Annotated in this window: 25 protein-coding genes; 12 read left to right on the top strand and 13 right to left on the bottom strand. The window is 35.7% G+C overall.

The genetic code is table 11. The features are described from left to right. Positions 1 to 18: 18 nt before the first annotated feature. Positions 19 to 876, bottom strand: a complete 858-nt coding sequence (locus AC07UM_RS14790; RefSeq protein WP_494683880.1) for a DUF4240 domain-containing protein — start codon at positions 874 to 876, stop codon at positions 19 to 21. A 256-nt stretch (positions 877 to 1,132) separates the two neighbouring features. Between AC07UM_RS14790 and AC07UM_RS14785 the strand changes: the two genes are divergently transcribed. Next, the gene (locus AC07UM_RS14785) at positions 1,133 to 2,431 is read left to right on the top strand and encodes an epoxide hydrolase family protein (protein ID WP_494683879.1); all 1,299 of its coding nucleotides are present in this window, start codon (positions 1,133 to 1,135) and stop codon (positions 2,429 to 2,431) included. A 42-nt stretch (positions 2,432 to 2,473) separates the two neighbouring features. Then, entirely contained in the window at positions 2,474 to 2,932 is a 459-nt protein-coding gene (locus tag AC07UM_RS14780) for an organic hydroperoxide resistance protein (protein ID WP_494683878.1), read from the top strand. A 539-nt stretch (positions 2,933 to 3,471) separates the two neighbouring features. Here the strand turns inward: AC07UM_RS14780 and AC07UM_RS14775 are convergent. Together AC07UM_RS14775 and AC07UM_RS14770 are read right to left on the bottom strand one after the other, a co-directional pair. Continuing rightward, positions 3,472 to 4,362, bottom strand: a complete 891-nt coding sequence (locus AC07UM_RS14775) for a DUF6602 domain-containing protein (protein ID WP_494683877.1) — start codon at positions 4,360 to 4,362, stop codon at positions 3,472 to 3,474. Positions 4,363 to 4,490: 128 nt separating this feature from the next. Further along, on the bottom strand, positions 4,491 to 5,051 hold the full coding sequence (locus AC07UM_RS14770) for a helix-turn-helix domain-containing protein (protein ID WP_494683876.1): 561 nt from the start codon (positions 5,049 to 5,051) through the stop codon (positions 4,491 to 4,493). A 151-nt stretch (positions 5,052 to 5,202) separates the two neighbouring features. Here AC07UM_RS14770 and AC07UM_RS14765 point away from each other — a divergent pair, with 151 nt between their 5' ends. Genes AC07UM_RS14765 through AC07UM_RS14755 form a run of 3 tightly spaced genes read left to right on the top strand, consistent with a single transcriptional unit; the run spans position 5,203 to position 5,825 of the window. After that, positions 5,203 to 5,334, top strand: coding sequence for a hypothetical protein (locus AC07UM_RS14765; RefSeq protein ID WP_262509918.1), 132 nt, complete (start codon positions 5,203 to 5,205; stop codon positions 5,332 to 5,334). Further along, a complete protein-coding gene (locus tag AC07UM_RS14760) occupies positions 5,335 to 5,655 on the top strand; it encodes a hypothetical protein (protein WP_494683875.1) in 321 nt (106 codons plus the stop codon). Further along, entirely contained in the window at positions 5,652 to 5,825 is a 174-nt protein-coding gene (locus AC07UM_RS14755; RefSeq protein ID WP_494683874.1) for a hypothetical protein, read from the top strand. Before AC07UM_RS14760 ends, AC07UM_RS14755 begins: the two co-directional genes overlap by 4 nt. Positions 5,826 to 5,836: 11 nt before the next feature. Here the strand turns inward: AC07UM_RS14755 and AC07UM_RS14750 are convergent, their stop codons facing one another. Beyond that, the gene (locus tag AC07UM_RS14750; protein ID WP_494683873.1) at positions 5,837 to 6,934 is read right to left on the bottom strand and encodes a calcium:cation antiporter; all 1,098 of its coding nucleotides are present in this window, start codon (positions 6,932 to 6,934) and stop codon (positions 5,837 to 5,839) included. Between the two features lie 407 nt (positions 6,935 to 7,341). Here AC07UM_RS14750 and AC07UM_RS14745 point away from each other — a divergent pair, with 407 nt between their 5' ends. From AC07UM_RS14745 to AC07UM_RS14720, 6 genes are all read left to right on the top strand, one after another. Then, the gene (locus AC07UM_RS14745; protein WP_494683872.1) at positions 7,342 to 7,560 is read left to right on the top strand and encodes a hypothetical protein; all 219 of its coding nucleotides are present in this window, start codon (positions 7,342 to 7,344) and stop codon (positions 7,558 to 7,560) included. A gap of 123 nt (positions 7,561 to 7,683) precedes the next feature. After that, a complete protein-coding gene (locus tag AC07UM_RS14740; RefSeq protein ID WP_494683871.1) occupies positions 7,684 to 8,022 on the top strand; it encodes a cupin domain-containing protein in 339 nt (112 codons plus the stop codon). Then, complete coding sequence (locus AC07UM_RS14735; RefSeq protein ID WP_494683870.1) at positions 8,015 to 8,224, top strand: hypothetical protein; 210 nt, start codon at positions 8,015 to 8,017, stop codon at positions 8,222 to 8,224. Before AC07UM_RS14740 ends, AC07UM_RS14735 begins: the two co-directional genes overlap by 8 nt. 15 nt (positions 8,225 to 8,239) lie before the next feature. Continuing rightward, positions 8,240 to 9,046 (top strand): hypothetical protein, encoded by an 807-nt coding sequence (locus AC07UM_RS14730; protein WP_494683869.1) that lies wholly within the window; start codon positions 8,240 to 8,242, stop codon positions 9,044 to 9,046. A 38-nt stretch (positions 9,047 to 9,084) separates the two neighbouring features. Further along, positions 9,085 to 9,369 (top strand): heme oxygenase, encoded by a 285-nt coding sequence (locus tag AC07UM_RS14725; protein ID WP_494683868.1) that lies wholly within the window; start codon positions 9,085 to 9,087, stop codon positions 9,367 to 9,369. Positions 9,370 to 9,396: 27 nt separating this feature from the next. Continuing rightward, positions 9,397 to 10,089: a DUF1003 domain-containing protein gene (locus AC07UM_RS14720; RefSeq protein ID WP_494683867.1), complete on the top strand. Its 693-nt coding sequence runs from the start codon at positions 9,397 to 9,399 to the stop codon at positions 10,087 to 10,089. A gap of 157 nt (positions 10,090 to 10,246) precedes the next feature. On the opposite strand, the gene AC07UM_RS14715 is transcribed toward AC07UM_RS14720, so the two are convergent. The 4 genes from AC07UM_RS14715 to AC07UM_RS14700 all read right to left on the bottom strand — a co-directional run bounded on the left by AC07UM_RS14715 (position 10,247) and on the right by AC07UM_RS14700 (position 14,221). Then, positions 10,247 to 10,741, bottom strand: a complete 495-nt coding sequence (locus tag AC07UM_RS14715; RefSeq protein WP_494683866.1) for a CinA family protein — start codon at positions 10,739 to 10,741, stop codon at positions 10,247 to 10,249. Between the two features lie 57 nt (positions 10,742 to 10,798). Beyond that, the gene (locus AC07UM_RS14710) at positions 10,799 to 11,068 is read right to left on the bottom strand and encodes a heme oxygenase (RefSeq protein WP_494683865.1); all 270 of its coding nucleotides are present in this window, start codon (positions 11,066 to 11,068) and stop codon (positions 10,799 to 10,801) included. Positions 11,069 to 11,549: 481 nt separating this feature from the next. After that, entirely contained in the window at positions 11,550 to 13,685 is a 2,136-nt protein-coding gene (locus AC07UM_RS14705; protein ID WP_494683864.1) for a catalase, read from the bottom strand. 116 nt (positions 13,686 to 13,801) lie between these two features. After that, positions 13,802 to 14,221: a low affinity iron permease family protein gene (locus tag AC07UM_RS14700; RefSeq protein WP_494683863.1), complete on the bottom strand. Its 420-nt coding sequence runs from the start codon at positions 14,219 to 14,221 to the stop codon at positions 13,802 to 13,804. A 213-nt stretch (positions 14,222 to 14,434) separates the two neighbouring features. Here AC07UM_RS14700 and AC07UM_RS14695 point away from each other — a divergent pair, with 213 nt between their 5' ends. Further along, positions 14,435 to 14,989 (top strand): YciE/YciF ferroxidase family protein, encoded by a 555-nt coding sequence (locus tag AC07UM_RS14695; protein ID WP_494683862.1) that lies wholly within the window; start codon positions 14,435 to 14,437, stop codon positions 14,987 to 14,989. A gap of 234 nt (positions 14,990 to 15,223) precedes the next feature. Here the strand turns inward: AC07UM_RS14695 and AC07UM_RS14690 are convergent, their stop codons facing one another. From AC07UM_RS14690 to AC07UM_RS14670, 5 genes are all read right to left on the bottom strand, one after another. After that, complete coding sequence (locus AC07UM_RS14690) at positions 15,224 to 16,354, bottom strand: alpha/beta hydrolase-fold protein (protein WP_494683861.1); 1,131 nt, start codon at positions 16,352 to 16,354, stop codon at positions 15,224 to 15,226. Positions 16,355 to 16,562: 208 nt separating this feature from the next. Continuing rightward, the gene (locus AC07UM_RS14685) at positions 16,563 to 17,849 is read right to left on the bottom strand and encodes a TolC family protein (RefSeq protein ID WP_494683860.1); all 1,287 of its coding nucleotides are present in this window, start codon (positions 17,847 to 17,849) and stop codon (positions 16,563 to 16,565) included. Between the two features lie 58 nt (positions 17,850 to 17,907). Then, positions 17,908 to 20,322 carry an ABC transporter permease gene (locus tag AC07UM_RS14680; protein WP_494683859.1) on the bottom strand — a complete coding sequence of 805 codons (2,415 nt, stop codon included), beginning with the start codon at positions 20,320 to 20,322 and terminating at the stop codon, positions 17,908 to 17,910. A gap of 105 nt (positions 20,323 to 20,427) precedes the next feature. Then, positions 20,428 to 21,150 (bottom strand): ABC transporter ATP-binding protein, encoded by a 723-nt coding sequence (locus AC07UM_RS14675; protein ID WP_494683858.1) that lies wholly within the window; start codon positions 21,148 to 21,150, stop codon positions 20,428 to 20,430. A 67-nt stretch (positions 21,151 to 21,217) separates the two neighbouring features. Continuing rightward, positions 21,218 to 22,459, bottom strand: a complete 1,242-nt coding sequence (locus tag AC07UM_RS14670) for an efflux RND transporter periplasmic adaptor subunit (RefSeq protein ID WP_494683857.1) — start codon at positions 22,457 to 22,459, stop codon at positions 21,218 to 21,220. Positions 22,460 to 22,539 lie beyond the last annotated feature (80 nt).

The following is a 22,539-nucleotide window of genomic DNA, read 5'->3' as shown; positions in this document are numbered from 1 at the left end:
CTTTTTTTAAGAAGCCTTTTATTTTCTCAATTCACAGATCTCTTTTACCAATTTCGGGTACATCTTCTGGAGATCAGTCCCCTCTTTTGGCTCCCTGTTCATCTGGCGGTCCATACTGTCATAATGATTATCCGGATACCGTTCATACACTGTATCTCTTATTTCTGACTCATCATCGTTGTCATGATTTTCTGAGTAAGCTTCATCTGAGACATACAGAAGTCCCTCCCCCCAGCAATCACCGATATTAAAGCTGTATTTTCCACTTACAAATGACTGGATATCCTTTGTAATGTCTTCAAAAAATTCTTTTCCTTTAAGGAGCAGCCAGCAGCGGAAATAAATAAATCCGTCATCAGAAAGGCAGCCATCAAAGACATACGTTCCGTTTTCTGTCCTGAAATCACCTTCAAGGATAAAGGAAAGCTCAGCAATTTCGGCAGTATACAGTTCACTCAATTTTTCCTGAAGTGTCTTTTCAAAAAGAACAAGTCTTTCTTTTCCAAATTTGGCAAGATAAGCCGTTAGATTTTCAAGGTGTTCATTCATATCATATTCACTCCAATGGGCTTTTTTATAGGTATTGGATTTTTCGATCGCTTCCCAGAAATAAATAGCTGCTTTTTCATTTTCTGAAAGTTCTTTTTTCTGAGGAACTTCTTCGTTCTCCTGAATTTCGGTATATCCTTTTTTTATTTTTTGGCTGATGAGTTTTTCAGATTCCCGAATGCATTCTTTTTCGTCGGCAAATTCTTTAACCGTTTCACGTCCTTTGGTTCCGGTTTTCCCGAATGCTATTTTTTGTGTAGTTCCTGAATATTCAATATTCCAGAATTTATCAGAAAGTTCTTCCTGATTGATAAAATTTCGTTTCATAAAAGCGAATATAATGTGATAGGCAGAACAACGAAACTACAAAAAAAATGAGAAATGAACAGCTTTCCTTAGTATTTCTTTTTCACCAGGTTCATCCTTATATCCCAAATCATTTTCCTGCTCACCATCCGGAATGTCTATTTCGATACGAAATATGACTACTTGAACAAATTACCCGTTTCCCAGGCACATCTCGGAGCATAATTTTGTCTCATCAAAAAAGAAAAACCAATCTAAATCTAATACAACAAAAACAATGAAAACAACAATTTCTACCCTCCTGTTAGCAGCCACGTTTACTTTAAGTACTCCCGCCATTTCCAAAGCGCAAAATAATAAGGCGACTTCTTTATCATCAAAATATGATTCCAGTATCCGGGCTTTTCACATCAACATCCCGCAATCTCAGCTGGACGAACTGAAAAAACGAATCTCTGAAACCAGATTCCCGGATAAAGAAACTGTGAAAGATGCTTCCCAGGGAATTCAACTCGCACAGTTAAAAGAACTGATTACTTATTGGGGCAACGGATATGATTGGCGAAAAGTAGAAAATAAACTCAATGCTCTTCCACAATTTGTAACAAAGATTGATGGCATTGATATTCAGTTTATTCATGTGCGTTCAAAAGAATCCAACGCGATGCCTGTCATCCTTACCCATGGCTGGCCAGGTTCTCCGCTAGAGTTCATCGATGCGATCGGTCCCCTGACTGATCCCGTAAAGTACGGAGGAAAAGCAAGTGATGCGTTTGATGTCATCATCCCTGCTATTCCGGGATATGGTTTTTCAGAAATCCCTACGGAATTGGGCTGGAATCCTGATCGCGTTGCCAAAGCCTGGGATGTGCTGATGAAAAGACTTGGCTACAAAAAATATGTTTCCGAAGGGGGTGACCACGGCTCTGTAATATCTGATGCATTGGCAAAACAGGCTCCTTCAGGTCTCCTGGGCATCCATCTGACAATGCCGGCCACGATTCCTTCTGATCTGGTAAAACCTATCAATGCCGGTGATCCAGCGCCAGCCGGACTTTCGGCTTCGGAACTGCAGGCTTATAACGCAATGAGTACTTTCTTTGTACGAAATGCAGCGTATGGAGGAATGATGGTAACACGCCCACAGACTACGGGCTATTTACTTTCTGATTCACCAGGTGCTTTAGCAGCATTTCTTTACGAAAAGATTGCCGAATGGAGTGAAAGCAACCTTCATCCTGAGAATGTAATAGGCCGTGATGCCATTCTGGATGACATCACCCTGTATTGGCTTACCAATACCGGTGCATCCTCTTCACGCTTCTATTGGGAAAATAATAAGAACAACTTCAGTTCTGAAGCACAAAAAACACAAGATATAAAGGTTCCTGTAGCCATTTCAGTATTTCCCCATGAGATCTACCAAGCTCCGGAAAGCTGGTCAAAAAGTGCCTACCCTACATTATACTATTATCATAAAGCATCAAAAGGAGGACACTTTGCGGCATGGGAACAGCCACAGGTCTTTACAGAAGAGCTTAGAGCGGCATTCAAAGATCTAAGAAAAAAGCTTTAACAGTCACAGTCATCTTGTTCAATCTAAATACATAATAAAAATATGGAATCAAACAAAATTCAAGAAGTAGAAAATACAACCGTAATAAACATTAGCAAAATATTATATTCCGGGAATGTTGTTGTAACCGGAGGACGAAATGGGGAGGCAAAAAGCAATGATGGTAAACTCAACATAGAACTGACATCCCCCGGCACGAAAGGAAACGGTACCAATCCGGAACAGTTATTGGCAGCGGGATGGTCGGCATGTTTTATTGGAGCGATGCATTTAGAGGCATCCAAAACCGGAGTTCTTCTTCCTCCAGATCTGGCGGTCAATACTTCTATAGATTTGGCTACCAATGACGAAGGATTTTTCCTGCAGGCTCATTTACAGATCCATTTACCGGGACTGCCAATGGATGAAGCCAGAAAAGTTGTGGAAACAGCCCATGCAACCTGTCCCTATTCAAAAGCTACCCGTGGTAATATCAATGTAAAGATCGATATTGTGTTATAGTTAGTACCGGAAATAGTCTTAGATGATTTTCTGGATAAGTCTTCCTTGCTTTGGCAGGGGAGATTTTTTTATGATAGAAAAAGGTCTTTTTATAATGAATACTCTGTCTTTACATTATAAAACTTATTAATCAGTTTTCCCTAAATATTTTTAACCTAAACGTTCTAAGCTGATTATCAATAAAAAGATAAAACTGAAATATTATAGAGCTTTATGACCTGGGAGATATGATATTGATTAACGATACAGATCCTGACTACTATATACCCATTCCCTTAACCGGGTACTGGCTTCTGAAGTTTGGTTTTGAGTCTAGCATAGGATTTAAAGATCAAAAATATGATCCAAATGATGAATTTGCAAACCAATTTGTATATACTTTAGACAGCGGGATTTCTCACCAGGATTTTACTTGCAGACCATCTAAAGGCTGGATAATCAAATTAGGAGATTATGATGATGAATTGGAAATTGAATACGTACATCAATTTCAGAATGCTTTCTTCGCACTTAAAGGGAAAACATTACCACTACTTAATTCATTCACTTTCAGAAGTTTTCTTAATAAATTCATTAATATTAAGAAGCTTTGTTATATCATATCGTGTAGTCTTGGAATTTTCAAACATCAGCTGATCTCCACCTGTGATATAATTTGATATTGTAAATGGATCTACATGACATCTGTTTAAGTGCTCAATAAGTCTATTTAAAAATATTGCCAATACATCAACTGGAGAATTTCTGTAATCCAACATATCTGTAACATTGATTCCATCATCGGCTACAAGATTTTTAAAGCTCCCATTACTTGTTGTTCCAAACATTCTAAAACCTTCATTCAAAATCAATATATCGTTGATAAAATATTCCTTGGGTTCTCCAAAAACCGTTTTTTTTAAGTCTCCATCTATTGCAAAAATAAATGTATACAAAGGATTTTTATATTTTTGATTAATACTAAACCTTAAAACATCTCTTAAATCTGCATTTACAGCAGAAACTCCATGGAATGTATTTTCATTTAGTTTTCTTTTCATTCCATCTCTAAAATGAATTAAATTTTTTGCAAATTGTTCTGTATGCTCCTGCTTTAATGTCTTCTTTATCTCCCCAATAGCCAAAACTGATTCAATGGGAAAATAAACCGTTCCATTACTTGATTCAAAAAACTTAGGAGTGTTTAATCTATCAAAAATTATGATATCATACTGATTACTCACATTGCCAACTTCATCTATAATCTGCCCTTGCTTTACCATGTATCTTTCTGGAAGAAAAAGGCTTAACTTTGATCTTATCAACGATTCAACTTCTACACCAGATTCATTTATGTTAGAAGCTTTATGAAACAGGGTTGATTTTTTCTTAGCATCATTTATTTCATCTACGATTATTTGGATAGCATCTCTAAAATTAAAAGTTTTCATATTAAGTCTTTCCCCAAATATAACAAAAAGCCCTCTGAAAAAGAAGGTTTGTGTATTATTGGGGAACTACTGGTTTCGCTGGAACCGGTGTTTCTTTCTTGATCTCCTCTTGCATCTTATCCACAACCTTACAAGTCTTCCAGGTTTCCTAAGCGTTTTTGTTTCAATTGCTTGTAAAATGAGGGGGAAAGGCCCGTAATTTTTTTAAACTGATTAGAGAGGTGGGCAACACTGCTGTAGTTTAGTTTATAAGAGATTTCTGTAAGATTGAGCTCGTCATATAGCAGCAATTCTTTTACCTTTTCTACTTTATTAATAATGATAAAATGCTGCAGCGTCATTCCTTTCACTTCAGAAAAGGTATTGGCCAGGTAGGTATAATCATATCCTAGTTTTTCACTTATGTAATCTGAGAAATTTTCTTTTGGAAGTGCATCTGAATAATGAATCATTTCTATGACAACATTTTTTATCTTTTCTATCAGGATACTTTTTTTATCATCTAATACCTCAAGCCCTGTTTTAAGCAAGTTTTCTTTCAGTATTTGTCTTTGTTTGGGGCTAATATCGTCCAGCAGGACTACAGTTCCCAGATCGACAACAGCATTTTTAATGCCCAGTCTTTCCAGTTCCTGATGGACAACCATTTTGCAGCGCAAGCTTACCATATATTTTATGTACAACTTCATTATCCTCATCAATTACTTCATTAACAGTAATTTACTCAAAGTTAGTCTATTAAATCGGGAATATCTATGATTTATATAACAAATTCAAAGACTATTACAACGCTTTCCTTTTTTAATGGTTGAAATTTACAGGGAACAAAAATATTTCATAATGTCAAAAGAAAAAGACGGAAAAAAGAAATCAGACAAAACTCCAGCTGTAAAATCCCTGAAAGAGAAACGAGAAGATAAAATGAACAAACGAAAAGACAGGGAAAATGAAGCCCGAAATACCGGTAACTAAATGGTAGCTCTGAAAAAAGAGGGGATTATACTTAGAAAAACAGAATTAGCTTTTGAAAGTGAAGGTGTTTTAAATCCCGCAGTTATTCAGGAAAACGGAAAAATACATTTATTTTACAGAGCTGTTGCAAAGATTCCCTACAAAAAGTTTACACTTTTAACAGAATCTCAAGGGACAATAGCAGGAAAATATGAACACTCCAATACATTCCCGCCTATTCAAGATCAATTGGCGGTGAGCAGCCCATTGATGTTGCCTATACCATACTGGCCTTATCTACATTCTATAGGGTTTTTAAAGATGAAAAATACTTACAGATGATGAGGACTGCTTTTGATTGGTTTTTAGGAAAGAATCATTTACATCAGATCATTTACAATCCTGTAACGGGTGAATATTATGACGGTCTTGAAGAGAAGAATGTTAATCTTAATCAGGGAGCGGAATCAACAGTCAGCGATCTCATGGCAAGGCTTTGTTTTCCAAAATAACAACCTAATAATTATGGGACTATCGTAATGAAAAGGTAGATTAAAAATATAGCGATCAGTACAATTCCCTGCATGATATTGGTTCTGCCTGTTGCCAGTGAAACGGTAATAATAAAAAGCGTCAGTCCCAAAAGTATCGTGGATTTAATATCTATTCCTAATGTCATTCGTATTCCAGTCATTACGGATATAATGGCAATGGCAGGAATGCTTAGTCCGATACTTGCCAAAGCAGAACCAAAAGCAAGGTTTAATGAGGTTTGGATTTCATCACTTTTTGCCGCTCTGAATGCTGCCATCCCTTCCGGAAGAAGAACAATACCGGCAATAATGATACCCACCAGAGACTTTGGAGCACCAGCTGAAATCACAATATGTTCAACATCCTTCGAAAGGAGCTTTGCCAATAAAACCACTATTCCCAGGCATAAGATTAACAATATACAACTGATATACAATTGTTTTCGGGAAATCATTTCGTGACTATTCTGTACCGATTGGCTTCCGGATAGCTTATTTTGTGGAGAAATGAAAAAGCTTCGGTGCCTAAGCGTCTGGATCATGGTAAAGCCGAGGTAGAGCCCTAAAGAAATCAAGGCTATAAAAAGAAGCTGAAACCGGGTATATTCGCCTCCCTGATGACTTATTGTATAATTGGGCAGAATAAGCACAAAAATAATAACAGAGGTAAGGGTGATGAGTGCAGTACTTACTCCCTGCAATGTAAAGCTTTGTTCTCGATATCTTAAAGAGCCTATCACAATACAACCTCCGATGATTCCGGTAAGGATGATCATCACTGCTGCAAAGACCGTATCTCTGGCAAGGGTTATCGTTTCTACACCTTTAGCTCCCAGCATGATGGAAATAATTAACCCAACTTCTATTACCGTAATAGCAAATGCCAGAAGTAAAGTTCCGAAAGGCTCACCAAGACGATGGGCTATAACTTCAGAGTGATACACTGCTGCAAGAACACTTCCCATTAGAAATAAAGTAAGAATCACAGAATAATAAACGGAAGCAAAAACAGGGTTCCCAAAGTAAAAAACCCACGCCAGAATGGGCACTAAGAAGGTCCACATCCATAAATATTTTTTTGTATTCATATAAACAGTAATTATTTTTTATAAGGATGAACCGTAGCTTTTGAGAAAATCAACAGGTTTATATTTCTATTTTAAAAACAGGGTATATGAACGGTCAGAAGTGCTTCAGAGATGCTATATCAGAAATTTTAACTCCTGAAAAAAAGTAATAGGCAGGAACTTAAATCCTCCAAATTGAAAGTTCAACGTAATAATGCACTAAGATACAAATTATCAATCATTTATTATCCTTATAATAGGAACATTTCTCTCTTTTTACAGAGCCACTTTGTTTCATCAGCAATACAAATCTGAAAAATTGACAAAAGTGTGATATGTACAACATTAAAAAAGCAATCTGTAATACAATAGATTATAAAACAATCAACTTTGTATAGTAGCAATTAAGTTACACTAAACTTCACATTATGGACACAAACCACAACAAAGGTGACAAATTTTTCAAAATTCCGGGAGACTGGAATGTGCAGTCAAAACATCTAAAAGAAAAATTTTCAATACTGACAGATTACGATCTGAAGCTTGAAGAAGGTAAAGAAAAGGAAATGCTTGAAAGAATTGGAAACAGACTAAGAAAAAACCGTGAAGAGGTTCTTACCATTTTAAAAGAAATTAATCTTTCATAAACTTTTTGCGAATGCAGTGAAAATCGATTAAAAAAGGTTCTAACTGAAAAAGGGATGGAAAGTCAGGCAGTTCCATCCTTTTTATTTACCATACAATGACACTTTACTCTTAAACCAACTGTGATGAATCATAAAGAAATTGAGAAATCCAAAGTATATGTTATCAGCCAGATTGTAGAATATATTTCAAATTCTGTGGTCAGCAGAACGATACTGGGAAAATTAACAGGTACTATCAATATCCTGTCTTTTGATGATGAGCAAGGGCTTCCAGAGAAAATATCCCCTTTTGATACTGCTATACAGATTATCGAAGGTAAGGCTGAGATCATCATAGATGGAGCCTCTTATTTTATGGAAGAAGGTGAATGCATTGTCATTCCGGCTCATCAACCTCATTCCATAAAAGGAAATAAACGCTTTAAAATGATATTAACCATAATAAAAAGCGGCTATGAATAAAGTACACACTGTGTCCATTTTAACAAAAAGGATATTTAAAAAAACGCTTGAAATTCAGAAAAAATTCCCTGAACTGTATGAGCTGCTAGATGAAACACCACTATTCTTTTCTTTTGCAGAGAAAGATATCACGATCAAAGACTTAAGACAATATCTTATTTCCCTTAGTATGCAACAAAAATCTTTCGAAAAAAGGATATAAAAAAATGATTCTCTAATGAAAAAATTAAATAAACATCCTAAACCCAAAAACAGATTTGGGCTTAGAAGTAAAAAGAATACTTCGCGAAAGGCCTATTATTCTCAGTTTGTCTCCTTATTCTACATCAGAAATACCAATATCACTTTGGAAAGAGATGCAAAGGAAATTCTCCGAATGTTAAAAGAATTACAGAACCTCAATAACAAATCCAGGTTGGTATTCAGTACGCATTGCGGTCTCAGCAAACATAATCTGTGGCAGTCTGTACTCGTTGATCTTCATGATAACATACAATATATCAGGTTCCAGTTTGAATATATACTGGCGAATATTATACAAAAAAATAAAATCAATTCTCCTCTATTCTGGCAGCAAAACAAAATCTATATGAACGGCCTGGAAGGTAATCATCAAAAACTCATTCAGATGGCTAATCAACTTCTGCCAGAAGAAGAAAGGTTATCCTGGAAAGCGGCCATATGCAATTTTTACGATGAAATTTTATCTTTACTCGCTCCGCTTACAAGCATATGCAAACTTGAATCCGACTTTATTGAAAGATATAACCCTAAAATCTTCAACAAAATTACAGTGGATATTATTAAAGATATCCCGAAAGATTACACTTTAAAAGAAGCAAGGGAGTACGAACAGGAATATTTGAAAATATTAACAGATTACAGTCATGAATTCAGTAAAAAGAATAACCTTTGGGAAAGTTTATTACATATACTTTCAGGAGGTATGTACCAGTTGCCGTCAGAGCGCGTCATGCTTAAAAGATGGATTAACGGAAAAATGAAAGAAAAATTCCTTAAATAATCCTTCGCTTACATCCATAGCTATTAAATATTTGTACAATGAAAATAATACACCTTTTTCAGTTTAAAAATTCCATCTTCCATAAAATTCCGTTTTTTAAGGAAGAACATAGGTTGAAAAATGATCTGACAGAATTTGGACTGATGAATATTGAAATAGTAACGGAGTATGTTGTTAAGATTCATGATGATTTTATTTTTGAAAAAACATCCAAAGATGATCTATTACAGGCATGCAAAAAAGCTCAAAAAACAATAGAACATTATTTCGTCACTGGAATAAATGATTATGGCAATATTAGAAATCATGTATTCAGAGAGTAAATAGTCAATTAGTTAACACATTTAACAATGAAAACGAGTCATATTAGCCAGCAAAAGATTCCGGAGGGAGAACAAATAAAAGGTGAAGACATTAGAGAAGGAATATTTATGCTTATACAACAGAATTTCCCGGATATAACCCAAGATGACTATATATCTATTACAGAGCTTAACCATTACAGAAGGCTGTATCTCACCTCTCTAATTGTTGAAGAAAAAGGAGAACTTGAAAGTATAGATCTTGATGTCATAAATGCGATCAAAAACAACTCTATCCTTTCGGAAAATATACAAGATGAAATAGAAGCCAAGATTAGTTTTTCTCAAAAACTAGCCGATAATGTAGCTTCTTTTGGAGGAAGCTGGACATTTATTCTGGCTTTTTTCTCATTTATACTCGTTTGGGTCGCGGCAAACGTCTGGCTTTTAGCAATACAATCATTTGATCCATACCCATTTATACTGCTTAATCTGATTCTTTCCTGTCTGGCGGCTATTCAGGCTCCCATTATAATGATGAGTCAAAACCGGCTGGAACAAAAAGACAGGATAAGAGCTGAACACGATTATAAGATTAATCTAAAAGCCGAACTGGAAATACAGCTTTTGAGTGAGAAAATAGACCATCTTCTTGTGAGTCAAAACAAAAAACTTCTTGAAATACAAGAAGTACAAACTGATTATCTGGAAGATCTGACCCATATTCTTAAGACGAAATGAACCGTTTCTCATTCATAAAAACTTTATCAGTTAATAATTCCACTTTTCTTCTAAGATAGTAAGACATCAAGATCATCTTGTATCGCTGTACCATTGAAGTCTTTATCTTGCCTTATAATATTTTAATTAATGATCGGCTTTCACTCATTTAATTTTCTTAGATCAGTATTTGATTCAAAGCACCTTTAAAACATCCTAGAATGAATTCTGTGTAATACAGCTGAGCATCCAGGGCCTTGGCTTTATCATGAAGTTCTATTCGTTTGGAAAGTATGATCTCCCCTTTATAACTGAACGAACAGAACGAAAAAACATGAAATCCTGAATTCCTTGCAGAAGCTGCATAGCCTGTAGATGATATTCCCCAGTCTGTTCCAAATGACGAAGCCACCTTTATAGCCATGATATCCGCCATACGCTGGGTCTCAAAATCATTTTCCTGTCCATCAATATGGTTACTGCTCAGAAATATGCGCTTTTCAGGTAATGTAAAGGTGGTTATCCCCCCTTTATAAAACAAGCTTGAATTAGGCATCTCCGAAAAAGCCAACTGCAGTAATCCTGAAGTTACACTTTCTGCTATAGATACGGTCTCTCCTATCGTAACAAGTGAAGTACTGATGTAGTCGAGTAAGTTTTGTTGAAATTTCATAATATAAATTATTTACTATTTATCTGCTTTACAAATCATTTTACGCTGCCACTACTATTAAATAACATCGTAATCATCCACTGTTGTAGCAAAATAATGCTCAATCATTTCATTGGTATTTTTGCACATCATTATAATATCTTTCCTTGGAGTATCTTCAAAAATGAAATCTTCTGGAACATCGATAATAAATTCGGTGACCTTTTCAGTATTCATTAAATCATAAGTCATTAAATCATTCAGATTATCCAACCTGCATTCATCCTTAAAAAATGGAATTTTACGGGAAATGGAATTTTTAAACTGAAAAAGATGGATTGTTTTCATGCCTTGATTATGTATTATTAATGGGCACAAGTCCCTGTACCTCTGGGGACAGTGTAACTGCCTGTTATTTCCCTTTATAGGATGACATTCGGTTTTTATCGGGTAGCTATCTCATATCGATTACATCCCTGTGAATGGCTTATAGATAAAGGAACAGAGGCCATGGCCTCTTATTCCTTTTTAATTAAAATACTGAAAAACAGTTCTACTGTTTTTGATTTTAATAAGCTCATTATTTAATTGAATATAACTACGAATTTCACGTACTTTTCACGGTTTGTATTTATTCTATGAAGTATAGCTGTACAGTCAGGTTATGCAATAATTGTCGTAAAAACTTTCTCTTAATATTCCTGATTGACTGAATACCAGTATACAAAGATGAGTACTTTAGAATACAATATGCTACATCTATTTATAATGTTCTTACATATATCACACCTTTCCTTCTGTTGATAAGCGAAATACATTTGATAATACTTTACCTGCTTCGTTCTTTTTCAAATTCCCATACCCTGTGCCCCGCTACTGCTTTTATAAATTTTTCATCCCCGTTCTTATGAGCATTGGTAATCACCGCAGGATCATCGTGCTTTTTATTACTGATATTGCTGGCCTTATACACTTCATCTGTTTCAGCTCCAAAATAGATTGCTTTACAGTGTCTGTAAGCTTCATTGATAAAATGTAACACCACCTGCTTATTTTCAGGGTTTAAAAGTTCTTTCACCGAATTTCCTCCAGGGCAAATGTACAAGGCATCAAAGCATACACTTGCCGTATTTGTCAATGTATGTTTAGGACTGACCGGATTTCCGTTTTTAGGCTTCACAGGGGCCAGGCTTGGCGCAATAAAGTCCACCCGCGCATTAAGACTTTCCAATTTATTTTTTAGGGCATCTACAGAAGCTGCATCAAATCCATTGGCTACAATAAATCCAATTACCCTACTTTGTACGGTATCTTTAACGGTGTTCTGCATGCTGAGAGCTTCCGATACATCAGGTTTCGGCTCATGGACTTTACTCTGTAAGGTATCAGGGTCTACATCTGCCGGAACACTTTGATTAGGCTGATCCAGTTTTTTCACTTTCACCCCCAGTTGAGCAGCAACTTTTTCAGCAAGATCCTTATTGATATATCCCAGCTGTCCTACTACCCTTTCTCGGATTTCAGGAATAGTGACCTTGGAGAGTTCAAAAATCAAAGCTTTCTGAATATGCTTCTTTTCAGGTTCTGACTGGCTGTTGTAAAATAATTTAGCCTGTGAATAATGATCTACAAAACTTTTACTTCTGGCTCTTATTTTAGTTCCTGAAATCCTTTCCTGATGTGATGCAAAACCACCCTCTTTCATCATTGCCTGATAAGGACAGCCTCCGCCAATAGAATTGGGTTCATAGCTTACCTTTCCCTTGACAATCTGCTGTCTCATATGACCGTCGCGCTGATTGTTATGAACGGTATTAACAGAGCGATTAATAGGAATCTCATGAAAATTAGGGGACCCTAATCTGGACAATTGTGTGTCTGTGTAGGAAAACAACCTGCCCTGAAGTAAAGGGTCATTACTGAAATCAATACCCGGAACAAGATGTCCCGGATGAAAGGCAACCTGTTCCGTTTCTGCAAAGAAGTTCTCAGGATTTTTAGTCAGGGTCATCGTTCCTATGATTTCTACAGGAACCAATTCCTCCGGAATAAGTTTGGTAGGGTCCAGCAGATCAAAGTCAAAATCATGTTCATCTTCCTCAGGAATAATCTGTACACCGAAATCCCACTCAGGAAAGTTTCCATTTTCAATGGCTTCCCAAAGGTCTCTTTTGTGAAAATCAGGATCAATACCCGATATTTTTTGTGCTTCCTCCCATGCTACGGAATGAATTCCAAGCTTAGGCTTAAAATGGAATTTCACAAAATGAACAGCTCCTTCATTATTAATAAATTTGAATGAGTGAACGCCAAAACCTTCCATCATTCTAAGACTCCGTGGGATGGCACGGTCGCTCATTGTCCACATAATCATATGCATACTTTCGGGCATTAATGATATAAAATCCCAGAATGTATCGTGGGCAGAAGCTGCCTGTGGAATCTCGTTATCGGGCTCAGGCTTTACAGCATGAACCAGATCCGGAAACTTCATGGCATCCTGAATAAAAAATACAGGAATATTATTACCTACCAGATCATAATTTCCTTCATCGGTATAGAATTTAACGGCAAATCCTCTGACATCTCTTGCAAGATCTGTGCTTCCCTTGCTTCCTGCAACGGTTGAGAATCTTACAAAAACGGGGGTTTCTTTTCCGACCTCAGTTAAAAATCCAGCCTTTGTATATTTTTCTATGCTTTTATGAAGCTTGAAAATACCATGAGCTCCTGATCCCCGTGCATGAACAATTCTCTCAGGAATTCTTTCATGGTCAAAATGGGTAATCTTTTCTCTGAGAATAAAGTCTTCCAGTAATGTGGGACCTCTTTCTTCTGATTTCAGAGAATCCTGATTATTATTAATTTTCAGGCCCTGATTGGTGGTCAGCTTCTCACCATCATTGGATGTACTTAATGACTCCAACTGATTAAGCTTTTCATTTTGATTTTTTTTACTTTTCATATCAATACTTTTTGTTATGGTAGAAATTAATGAATAATAGGAGTGATCTGAATCCTACTATCCGTGATATTCTAGATTGGTGTCTTTTATTAAGAGATTCATTGCTATGAATCCTATTATTTATAGCGATCTGTTCTGGGTTGATGATTACTTTTTCCAGCCGATTTATTTTTACCGCCAGGAAATTTCCCTAATTTTTCATAAAATCTATGAAGCTGGTCAAGTTCATCTTCGGTCAGATCTTCTATATCAACGAGCTGATTACTTGCGCTCTCATGGCTTGCAATAAGCTCATTGAGTTTAATCTGAATAGCCTTCGAATCTTTATTCTGTGCTTTCTGAATCAGAAATACCATAAGAAAGGTAATAATAGTAGTTCCGGTATTGATGACCATCTGCCAAACTTCTGAAAATTTAAATATAGGACCGGCAGCTGCCCAGACAACCACCATCAAACTTGCTCCAACAAATGCACCTGCACTTCCTGTAAAACATACAGCCCAGTCTGAAAACTGGTCAAAAAGGTTCTTTTTCATAATTAAAGGGGGATTTTGTACAAAACAATATTTCAAAACTGAAACTGTAAAAAGAAATGCAATGTTGTCTGGTAATGATGTCTCTAATGTATGTAAAACAAGGCTATTTTTTTATGAGCCAGATCATAAGAAAGAAAAAGCTCCAAGATGATGCACCCATCAAAACGGCCTTAAAATTGTACATCTTAAACGCTAATCACTAAATCTATTATTATGGCAACCAAAACCACTACAAAAAAAACAAGCACGCGAAAATCAACAAAAACACCAGCTAAAAAAAATGCAGCCAAGGAGCTGAAAGACTTATTTGAGGATTCACTAAAAGACATTTACTGGGCTGAAAAAGCTCTTGTGAAAGCATTACCTAAAATGCAAAAAAATGCTACAGATAAAAAGCTTAAAACTGCGATAGAAGGTCATTTAATGGAAACTGAAATTCATGTAAAAAGACTGGAGGAATGTTTTAAATCCCTCAAAAAAAAGCCTCAAGCCAAGAAATGTGATGCTATGCAAGGACTGCTGGATGAAGGCAAGAGCATTATGGAAGAAACAGAAGCCGGGTCTGTAAGGGATGCAGGTATTATAGCAGCAGCGCAGAAAGTAGAACATTATGAAATTGCCACTTATGGGACATTAGCAGCATATGCCAAAGTTTTAAAGGAGAATTTCTGTCTTAAAAATTTCCTGGCCACCTTGGATGAAGAAAAAAAATGTGATGCTCTTTTAACAAAAGTTGCTGATACAAGACTTAATATGAAGGCTATGTAAATAAAATCTCACATAAAAAAGACCGGTTATTGGTCTTTTTTATGTGAGATTTTTAGTATTGTTTTATAGCTAAAAATATAATTGAAAATAGATGTTTAATAAGGATCAAAAATTATCTTTTCTAATCCGCATTATCTTATGAAACTTTAAATAAAGATCCTCAATATAGAATTACAATAGATCATATAGATTTGGCAATGATATCCTTAAACTATTCTTACAACTACCCTCAAACTATCTAAAGATCTTTTGCACAAACTGATAAAGGCATCTTCTCCAAGTCAGCCATTCGTGGTATGTTTGGGGAGATGTGTATTGAGAATACAGGTATCCATTTTGATTAAAATAAGTGATAATCGCTTGATTATACTCAAGAAATCTAGCGTCCTCTTTTTCACCAATTCCGATGAAGAAAAAGGGTTTTTGTTGTGATTTTAATAAATTACTGATAGGAAGTTCTTTAAAAGGCTCAATGTCTGTTCCTTCATAAATAACAGGACTGAAAGATCCGATTGCTGAAAATAGCTCCGGATTGTTTGCCCCGATCAACATTGCCTGATAACTCCCGCGAGAAAGGCCGGCAATTGCCCTTTTACCATTAGTTCTATATTTTTTTTCGATGTAGGGAATCAATTCCTTAATGACGATCTTGTCAAGGTTTTTAGTGGAAAGAACAGTTCTTGGATAATTGTCCGGTATTTTTTCTTCCTCAGGGTTCAGGGCAACACCGTAATCCATTACTACAATCATTTCTTTCGCCTTTTTTTCAGCAAAAAGATTGTCAAGAATGTTTTTGATATATCCTTGTTTTTCCCAACCTGTACTATCTTCACCAGTTCCGTGATAAAGGTATAAAACCGGGAATTTTTCAGTTCCGTAACCGGGAGGAAGATATACTTTGAAATTTCTTTTTCCTTTGGTTATTTCTGAATGTAAACTGTCATCAACAATTTTTCCATGCTTTACATTTTTCCTGAAGAAAAAATCTTCACCTGAAGGAATTTCAATTCCGCTTGTAGGCTGACTATAACCGAAATAAAGTTCTGTATTGGGATCATTTGTGCGTTTGCCATCCACATTGAACCAATAATAATGAAATCCAATTTCCATTGGAGCAGTAGAGATATTCCAAAAGCCCTCTTCATCTTTAGCGGTAACCGATTTTAAATTTTGCATCCCATCTCCTCCCTCTAAAACAACAGATTTTGCATCCGGAAAATAAACTTTAAACTGAGCTTGCCTTTCTGCGTTAACTTTCGGAAATTCGTTCCCTTCCAATACTGTTGAGGAAGTTTTATAATTCTGGGAAAACACCATGGCTGAACATAGCCCAAGAATGGAAGTTATTAACTTTAAATTTTGCATTTATTTCGTTTTAGAATCGTAGAAAGTTGTGTAATTTATGGATTTATACTTAAAAAAGAGAATAAATAGAGCCACTTATCTTAAAAATAAACTGCCCCAAAAAGCATCTGGCTTTCTGAGGCAGTATTAATATCCTTTTAATGAAATGATCATTTCCTAATGTCTCAATTGTCTCCTATTACTCAATTAGAAAAGAAATTTTGACCAATCAATAATTAAACTGAAGTACTTTTAATAATTCCGTTTGCTGCATCACTTCGTTTTTACTGTTGATCAGATTATAATTTGCCTGAAGCCAGTTATTTCTCACCACAAAAAATGTATATGCATCCATCAATCCTTCTTTGTATTTTTCTTCTGATTTTTGGAAAGATAATTTCTGATTTTCAAAATTCGATTTCAGCAAAGTATATTTTTCCTCAGAATTCTTGAACTGTATCTTGATGGAATTGATACTTTGTGTAAGGTTATTAACTACAATTTCTTTCTCGTAATTATAATGAATAACATTCAGTTTTTCAATTTCAACACTGTTTTTCACTTGCAGTTTATTAAATATCGGAATCGAAAGTCCGAATGAAACCTCCTGGCTTTTATTTCGTTTAAACTGATCTGAAAAAGGGTCGGCAGATTCACCCAAAACCTTGCTGTAAAAACTTGACCAGTTATAAGAACCATTAAGCGTCGGCAGATAGGCAGATCTTGCAATGCTGATATTCTTTTCAGCAGCATTTATTTCTGTGACTACTGTTTTGTAAGCAGGGTTTTTCTCCAAAAGAGTTTTTAGAAATTCGGGATCATTAAAGTTAAAATCGGACAGATTTTCTTCGTTCATTTTAAAATCTAAAGAATCGTTTGTGATAGCCAGCGCATTCAATAAATTTATTTTAGAAAGATCCCGGGCATTCTTTGCAGAAACCCACTGTTCCTGCAAAGTTCCGAGGTTTGCTTTGATGTCATACACATCGCTTTTTGGTCGGTTTCCAATTTCAACTTCTTTCTCGGTGCGCTTGATCTGATCTTCGATTCCTGAGATTTGGGTTTCCAGAACATCCAGCCAGCTTTTGCTGTTCTGATATTTGAAAAACATTTGGATAACATTCAGCTTTACTTCGTTTTGCGCCTGCTTCATTTTGTAAGTTGAACTCTCTTTATTAATTTTTGATAAAGAAATATTGAGATAATTTCGCCAGTTCATCAGTTCCCAATTGGCTTGTGCGTACACTTTGTCGTATTGCGTATTTATCGCTTCTCTTTGGTTGTTATTCTGATTGATCCCTAATCCGAAATTGTAATTATGATTAACTCCAGCTTCAACGGACGGCAGCAACATTCCTTTTGCAGCAGAAATCTGACGCTCATTTTTCTGAATAGTAACGGTAGCCTGCTTTATCAACGGATGATTTGTGGCTGCATAATCCAGACATTGGTCAAGCGTCCAAACCTGCTGAGCCGGAAAAACATTGATGATGAATATGAAGAATAGTTTTTTCATAATAAATTGACTGACAGTTGATAATTAATAGTTGATAGAAAAGCTTATGATTAACGGCTTACTCGTATTTCAGGTATTTTACAAGATTCACTTTTGTGGCCTGATACGCTTTGATACTTACCACAGAAAACGTAAGTAAAAGCAACACAATAAGGCTGAAAATAAACGGCCAGACCGGCATATCTATTCTGTAAGCAAAGTCTTTCAGCCATTCATTCATCAAATAGTAACTGATCGGAATGCTGATAACAACGGCAGTAAATGTAATCCAAAGGAACTGTTTCGTCAACCCAAAAATCAATGTTTTGTCTGATGCTCCCAGTGTTTTTCTGATGGCAACATCCTTCAACTTCTGCTCAATCATTAATGATGACAAAGCGAATAAACCTAACAATGCAACTATTAAAACCATTGCATTCAAGATGGTGAAAAGCGTCTGCTGTTTTTGATATTTTTCAAATGTTTCGGCAAATTTCTTATCCAGAAAATAATAATCGAAAGGATACCCCGACTCCACATTACTCTGCCAATAGGTCTTCAATCTTTTTACTGTACCATCGATATCATTTTGATCTATTTTCAACTGAATATTATAGACATTAAACCTCTTCCATTCTGTTTCTCTGTAATGGAAAAATATGATCGGTTCTACTTCCGTTCTTAAACTTCTGATATTGAAATCCTTTACAACACCTACGATCTTATACTTTTTGTTATCAAATCCCGGTTTAATTTCATTCTTTAAAGCATCTTCATCTTTCCAGCCGAATTTTCTTACAAAAGCTTCATTAACCAACACATTATTTACTGTATCAGACGAAAGATTAGGATCCAGCCAGCGGCCTTTTTTTAGTTTAACATTAAGAAATTTCAGATAATTATAATCCATAGATCCATGCTGTCCCTGAATACTTTTATCCATAAAATCAATATTGGAACTGCTTGATCTGCCACTTCCAGGAATTACTTCTCCGTAAGAAACATCGGTTACGCCCTGGATTTTTCTCATCTCTGTTTTAAGTCTTTCATATTTCAGCCAAGGTTTTGGATCGTTTTCATTAAAGTTGATCATGACGATCTGTTTTCCGCTGTAACCCAAGTCTTTATTCATCATATATTTCACCTGTTGATTAACGATCAGTCCGCCAATAATAAAAAATGAAGAGATGATCAATTGTAAGGTCAGAATTCCATTTCTCAACCAAACGCCATGCTTGCTTCTTGCAAAATTTCCTTTTAAGGTTTCTATGGCTTTGAAGTTAGCCAGGTAGGTTGCCGGTATCAATCCTGAGATCAGCGTCACCATAATGACCATCACAAATGAGTAAAAGTAAATATGCCAATCGTTCATCTTCATTTCTTTGTCGTAAAACTTATTGAAGCTTGGTAAAAGAAGCTCCGTTAAAGCCAATGAAAGCAAATATGACGCGATGCAGATGACAAATGTCTCCATCAAAAACTGCAGAACAAGGTTGGATCTTGTACTTCCAATCGCTTTTCTAACCCCGATTTCTTTTGCTCTTTGAGAAGCCTGCGCCGTTTTTAGATTGATGAAATTAATAGCTGATAACACAACAATCAAAACGGAAAGTGTGAAAAGAATCATTAAAGTTTTAAAATCCGGATTTCCGAACCAAGATGTTTTTGTATGAAGTTTTATTTCATCCAATGGAGTCAATACGCTGTCCGTAGGTCCATACAAATCAAGATATTGCTGAATGGTCATTCCTGAAGCATCTTTATCCAGACTTGCACGATATTCAAAAATATCTTTTATAAATTTTTGTTGTACAACTTTAGGATCTGTTCCTTTTTTTAGCATAAAAAAAGATCCGTAATTGAAGTTCCCCCAATTCTTTTCATCACCTTTGATCTGTTCTACAGGATTAATGATAAATTCGGGCTTTATCTGGCTATTTTCTTTCGGTAACTCATAAACTGCAGTCACTACATAGTTTTTGTTGTCAAATTTTACACTTTCTCCTGCAACATTTATTTTTCCAAAGAGATTTTTGGCAGCATCTGTGGAAAGCGCAATTACACTTTCTCCTTTCAGGGCATCTTTATAACTTCCGGCAACCAATTTGAAAGGAAAGAATTTGAAAAAACTTTCTGTACCCGTCATTCCATCTTTCTGGAAAACGGTTTTAACCTTTGTGGTCATCTTCACACCAATTCCGGAACCATTGAACAGAACGTAATCTTCAACACCCGGAATTACTTCTTTCGCCCGTCTGGCCATCGGAATAGAAATATTATTTCCGTAAGAATTTTCCGGCTTATGATACGTTTGGAAATAGTAGATCTGGTCTTTCTTAGGATTCCATTTTTCGAAGGATTCTTCGTCATTCCAATGCATCAGGATGAGCATAAATCCGGTTAGCCCGATCGTCAATCCAAACAAATTGATGATGGTTGAGAGCCAATTCTTTTTATAATTGATGAAGGCAATTTTGAGCCAATTGTTTATCATAATAGAGGTAATAAATGGTGATAAATTACAGAGAAACAGCGCTAAACTGCTCTCTGTAATTTTTGAAAAATAAGGATGAATGAATGTATTTTTTACAGAATTTTATTATCCAAAATTCTTAGCATCTGCTTTTTCGAAAACATCTTTCCTCTGGGAAGAATGCTCTTCTGAAAAAATCTCGCCATCTTTCATATTCACAATTTTCGAAGCATAACCGGCATCGTAAGAAGAGTGCGTTACCATTGCAATGGTAGAACCTTCTCTATGCAGTTCTGCCAACAGATTCATTACTTCGTTTCCGTTAGAGCTGTCAAGATTTCCTGTGGGTTCATCGGCAAGAATCAGTTTTGGTTTCGTTACCAGTGCTCTTGCAACAGCAGCTCTTTGCTGCTGACCTCCTGAAAGCTGTTGTGGATAATGTTTTGCTCTGTGAGCGATGTTGATCTTGTCCATGATCTCCTCCACTTGTCTTTTTCTTTCAGAAGCCGAAACTCCGTTGTATATTAATGGAAGTTCAATATTTTCGTAGACCGTCAATTCATCAATCAAATTAAAATTCTGAAAAATGAAACCAATATTTTTCTTTCTGATATCAGATTTTTTTCTTTCATTTAGATTAATAGTTTCCGTTTCACCAAACTTATAAGAACCTGATGAAGCACTGTCCAGCAATCCCAAAATATTAAGAAAAGTTGATTTCCCACAGCCTGAAGGTCCCATTATTGCTACAAATTCACCTTCTTTTATGCGTAGACTTACATTGTTTAATGCGTTGGTTTGAACGTCTTCGGTTTTATAAACTTTTGAAATGTTTTGAATATTTATCATTTTATTAATTTTTTAAAGTTTGTTTTTTGATTTCTTGTGTTTGGTATTTATTCTTGTTCTTCAGTATTTACTTTTGAATGTCAAGCATTTCATATTTTTTCATCTCAGAATAATCAGAGCTTATCACTTTTTCGCCTTGTTTCAATCCGGAAACAACTTCATAATAAAGGGGGTTTTCTCTTCCCAGACTGATGTTTCGCTTTTCAGCTTTGTTCCCTTTCAGAACAAAAATCCATTTTCCATTGGTATCTTTATAAAAATTTCCTTTCGGGATCATCATACTTTGGGTATCGGCAGATAATTTTAATTTTACTCCGAAGGTCATTCCTATTTTCAGGTTTTCAGGTTTTACATCAATGAAAGTTAGTTCCACAGAAAACTGTCCTTCTTTCACTTCCGGAAGAATTTTTGTAATAATAACTTCAAACTGTTTTGCATTGCTTTCCAGACTTCCTTTAATTCCGTTTTGGAGTTTATTGATGTAATATTCATCCACTTTTGCAATGAGTTTGTACCCGCCCATTAAATCTACTTTTCCTATACTTTCGCCACTTGTCAGATTCTGCCCAAGCGTAATATTGAAGGATGACAATCTTCCTGAAACAGGCGACATAATAAGGAAATTGTTTTTGTTGGAACGAAGAATATTTAAACTTTTCTCCATTTGATTAATAGAATTATTGATCGCTGAGAATTGAGAATTTCTGGAAGCTTTTTCACTGGAAGCCCCTTTTTCCACAATTCCTTTTCTCTGTTTCTGATAGTTTAAATTTTGAAGACTAATATCATAATCCGTTTTCTTTCCGATTTCCGCGTCATACAGTCTTTTCTGAAGGTTGAAAGCTTGCAATGCCGTATTGTAATCGTTCTGAGCTTGAAGCAACTCCTTATCCTGATTGAATTCCTGGTTTTTAAGTTCCAAAAGCGTACTTCTCATCTGGCTGATCTGTTGCATAATTCCCGTCTCCTGATTCAGATAATTGAATTCTGTATTCGGATTGTAAACTCGTGCGAGCGGCTGGCCTTTGGTTACCATCTGTCCGTCTTCTGCAAAGATTTCTTTCACGGCACCGCCTTCCAAAACGTTCACTAATGATGAATTTAAAGATTGGGTCTGTGCGGTTACCATCAACATATCTTCAAATCTTCCTACTGTAACTTCATCCACTTGAATATCTTCTGATTTCACATTATACGTTTTTTTCTGATTCAGAAAATACCAACCAAAAACTGAAACTGCCAGCGCAGAAGCAACGATGATTAATATTAATTTTAATGTAGACTTCTTTTTTACTATTTTCGTATCCATATTTGAGATAACTAATTTACTTACAATATATTAGACAAATCAAATACCAGAGATTTATAATCCCGTAAGAGTCTGAAAAC

It is taken from the genome of Chryseobacterium sp. GW821-FHT04C04 (genome assembly GCF_059420365.1).
This window is presented reverse-complemented; position numbering and strand designations above follow the sequence as displayed.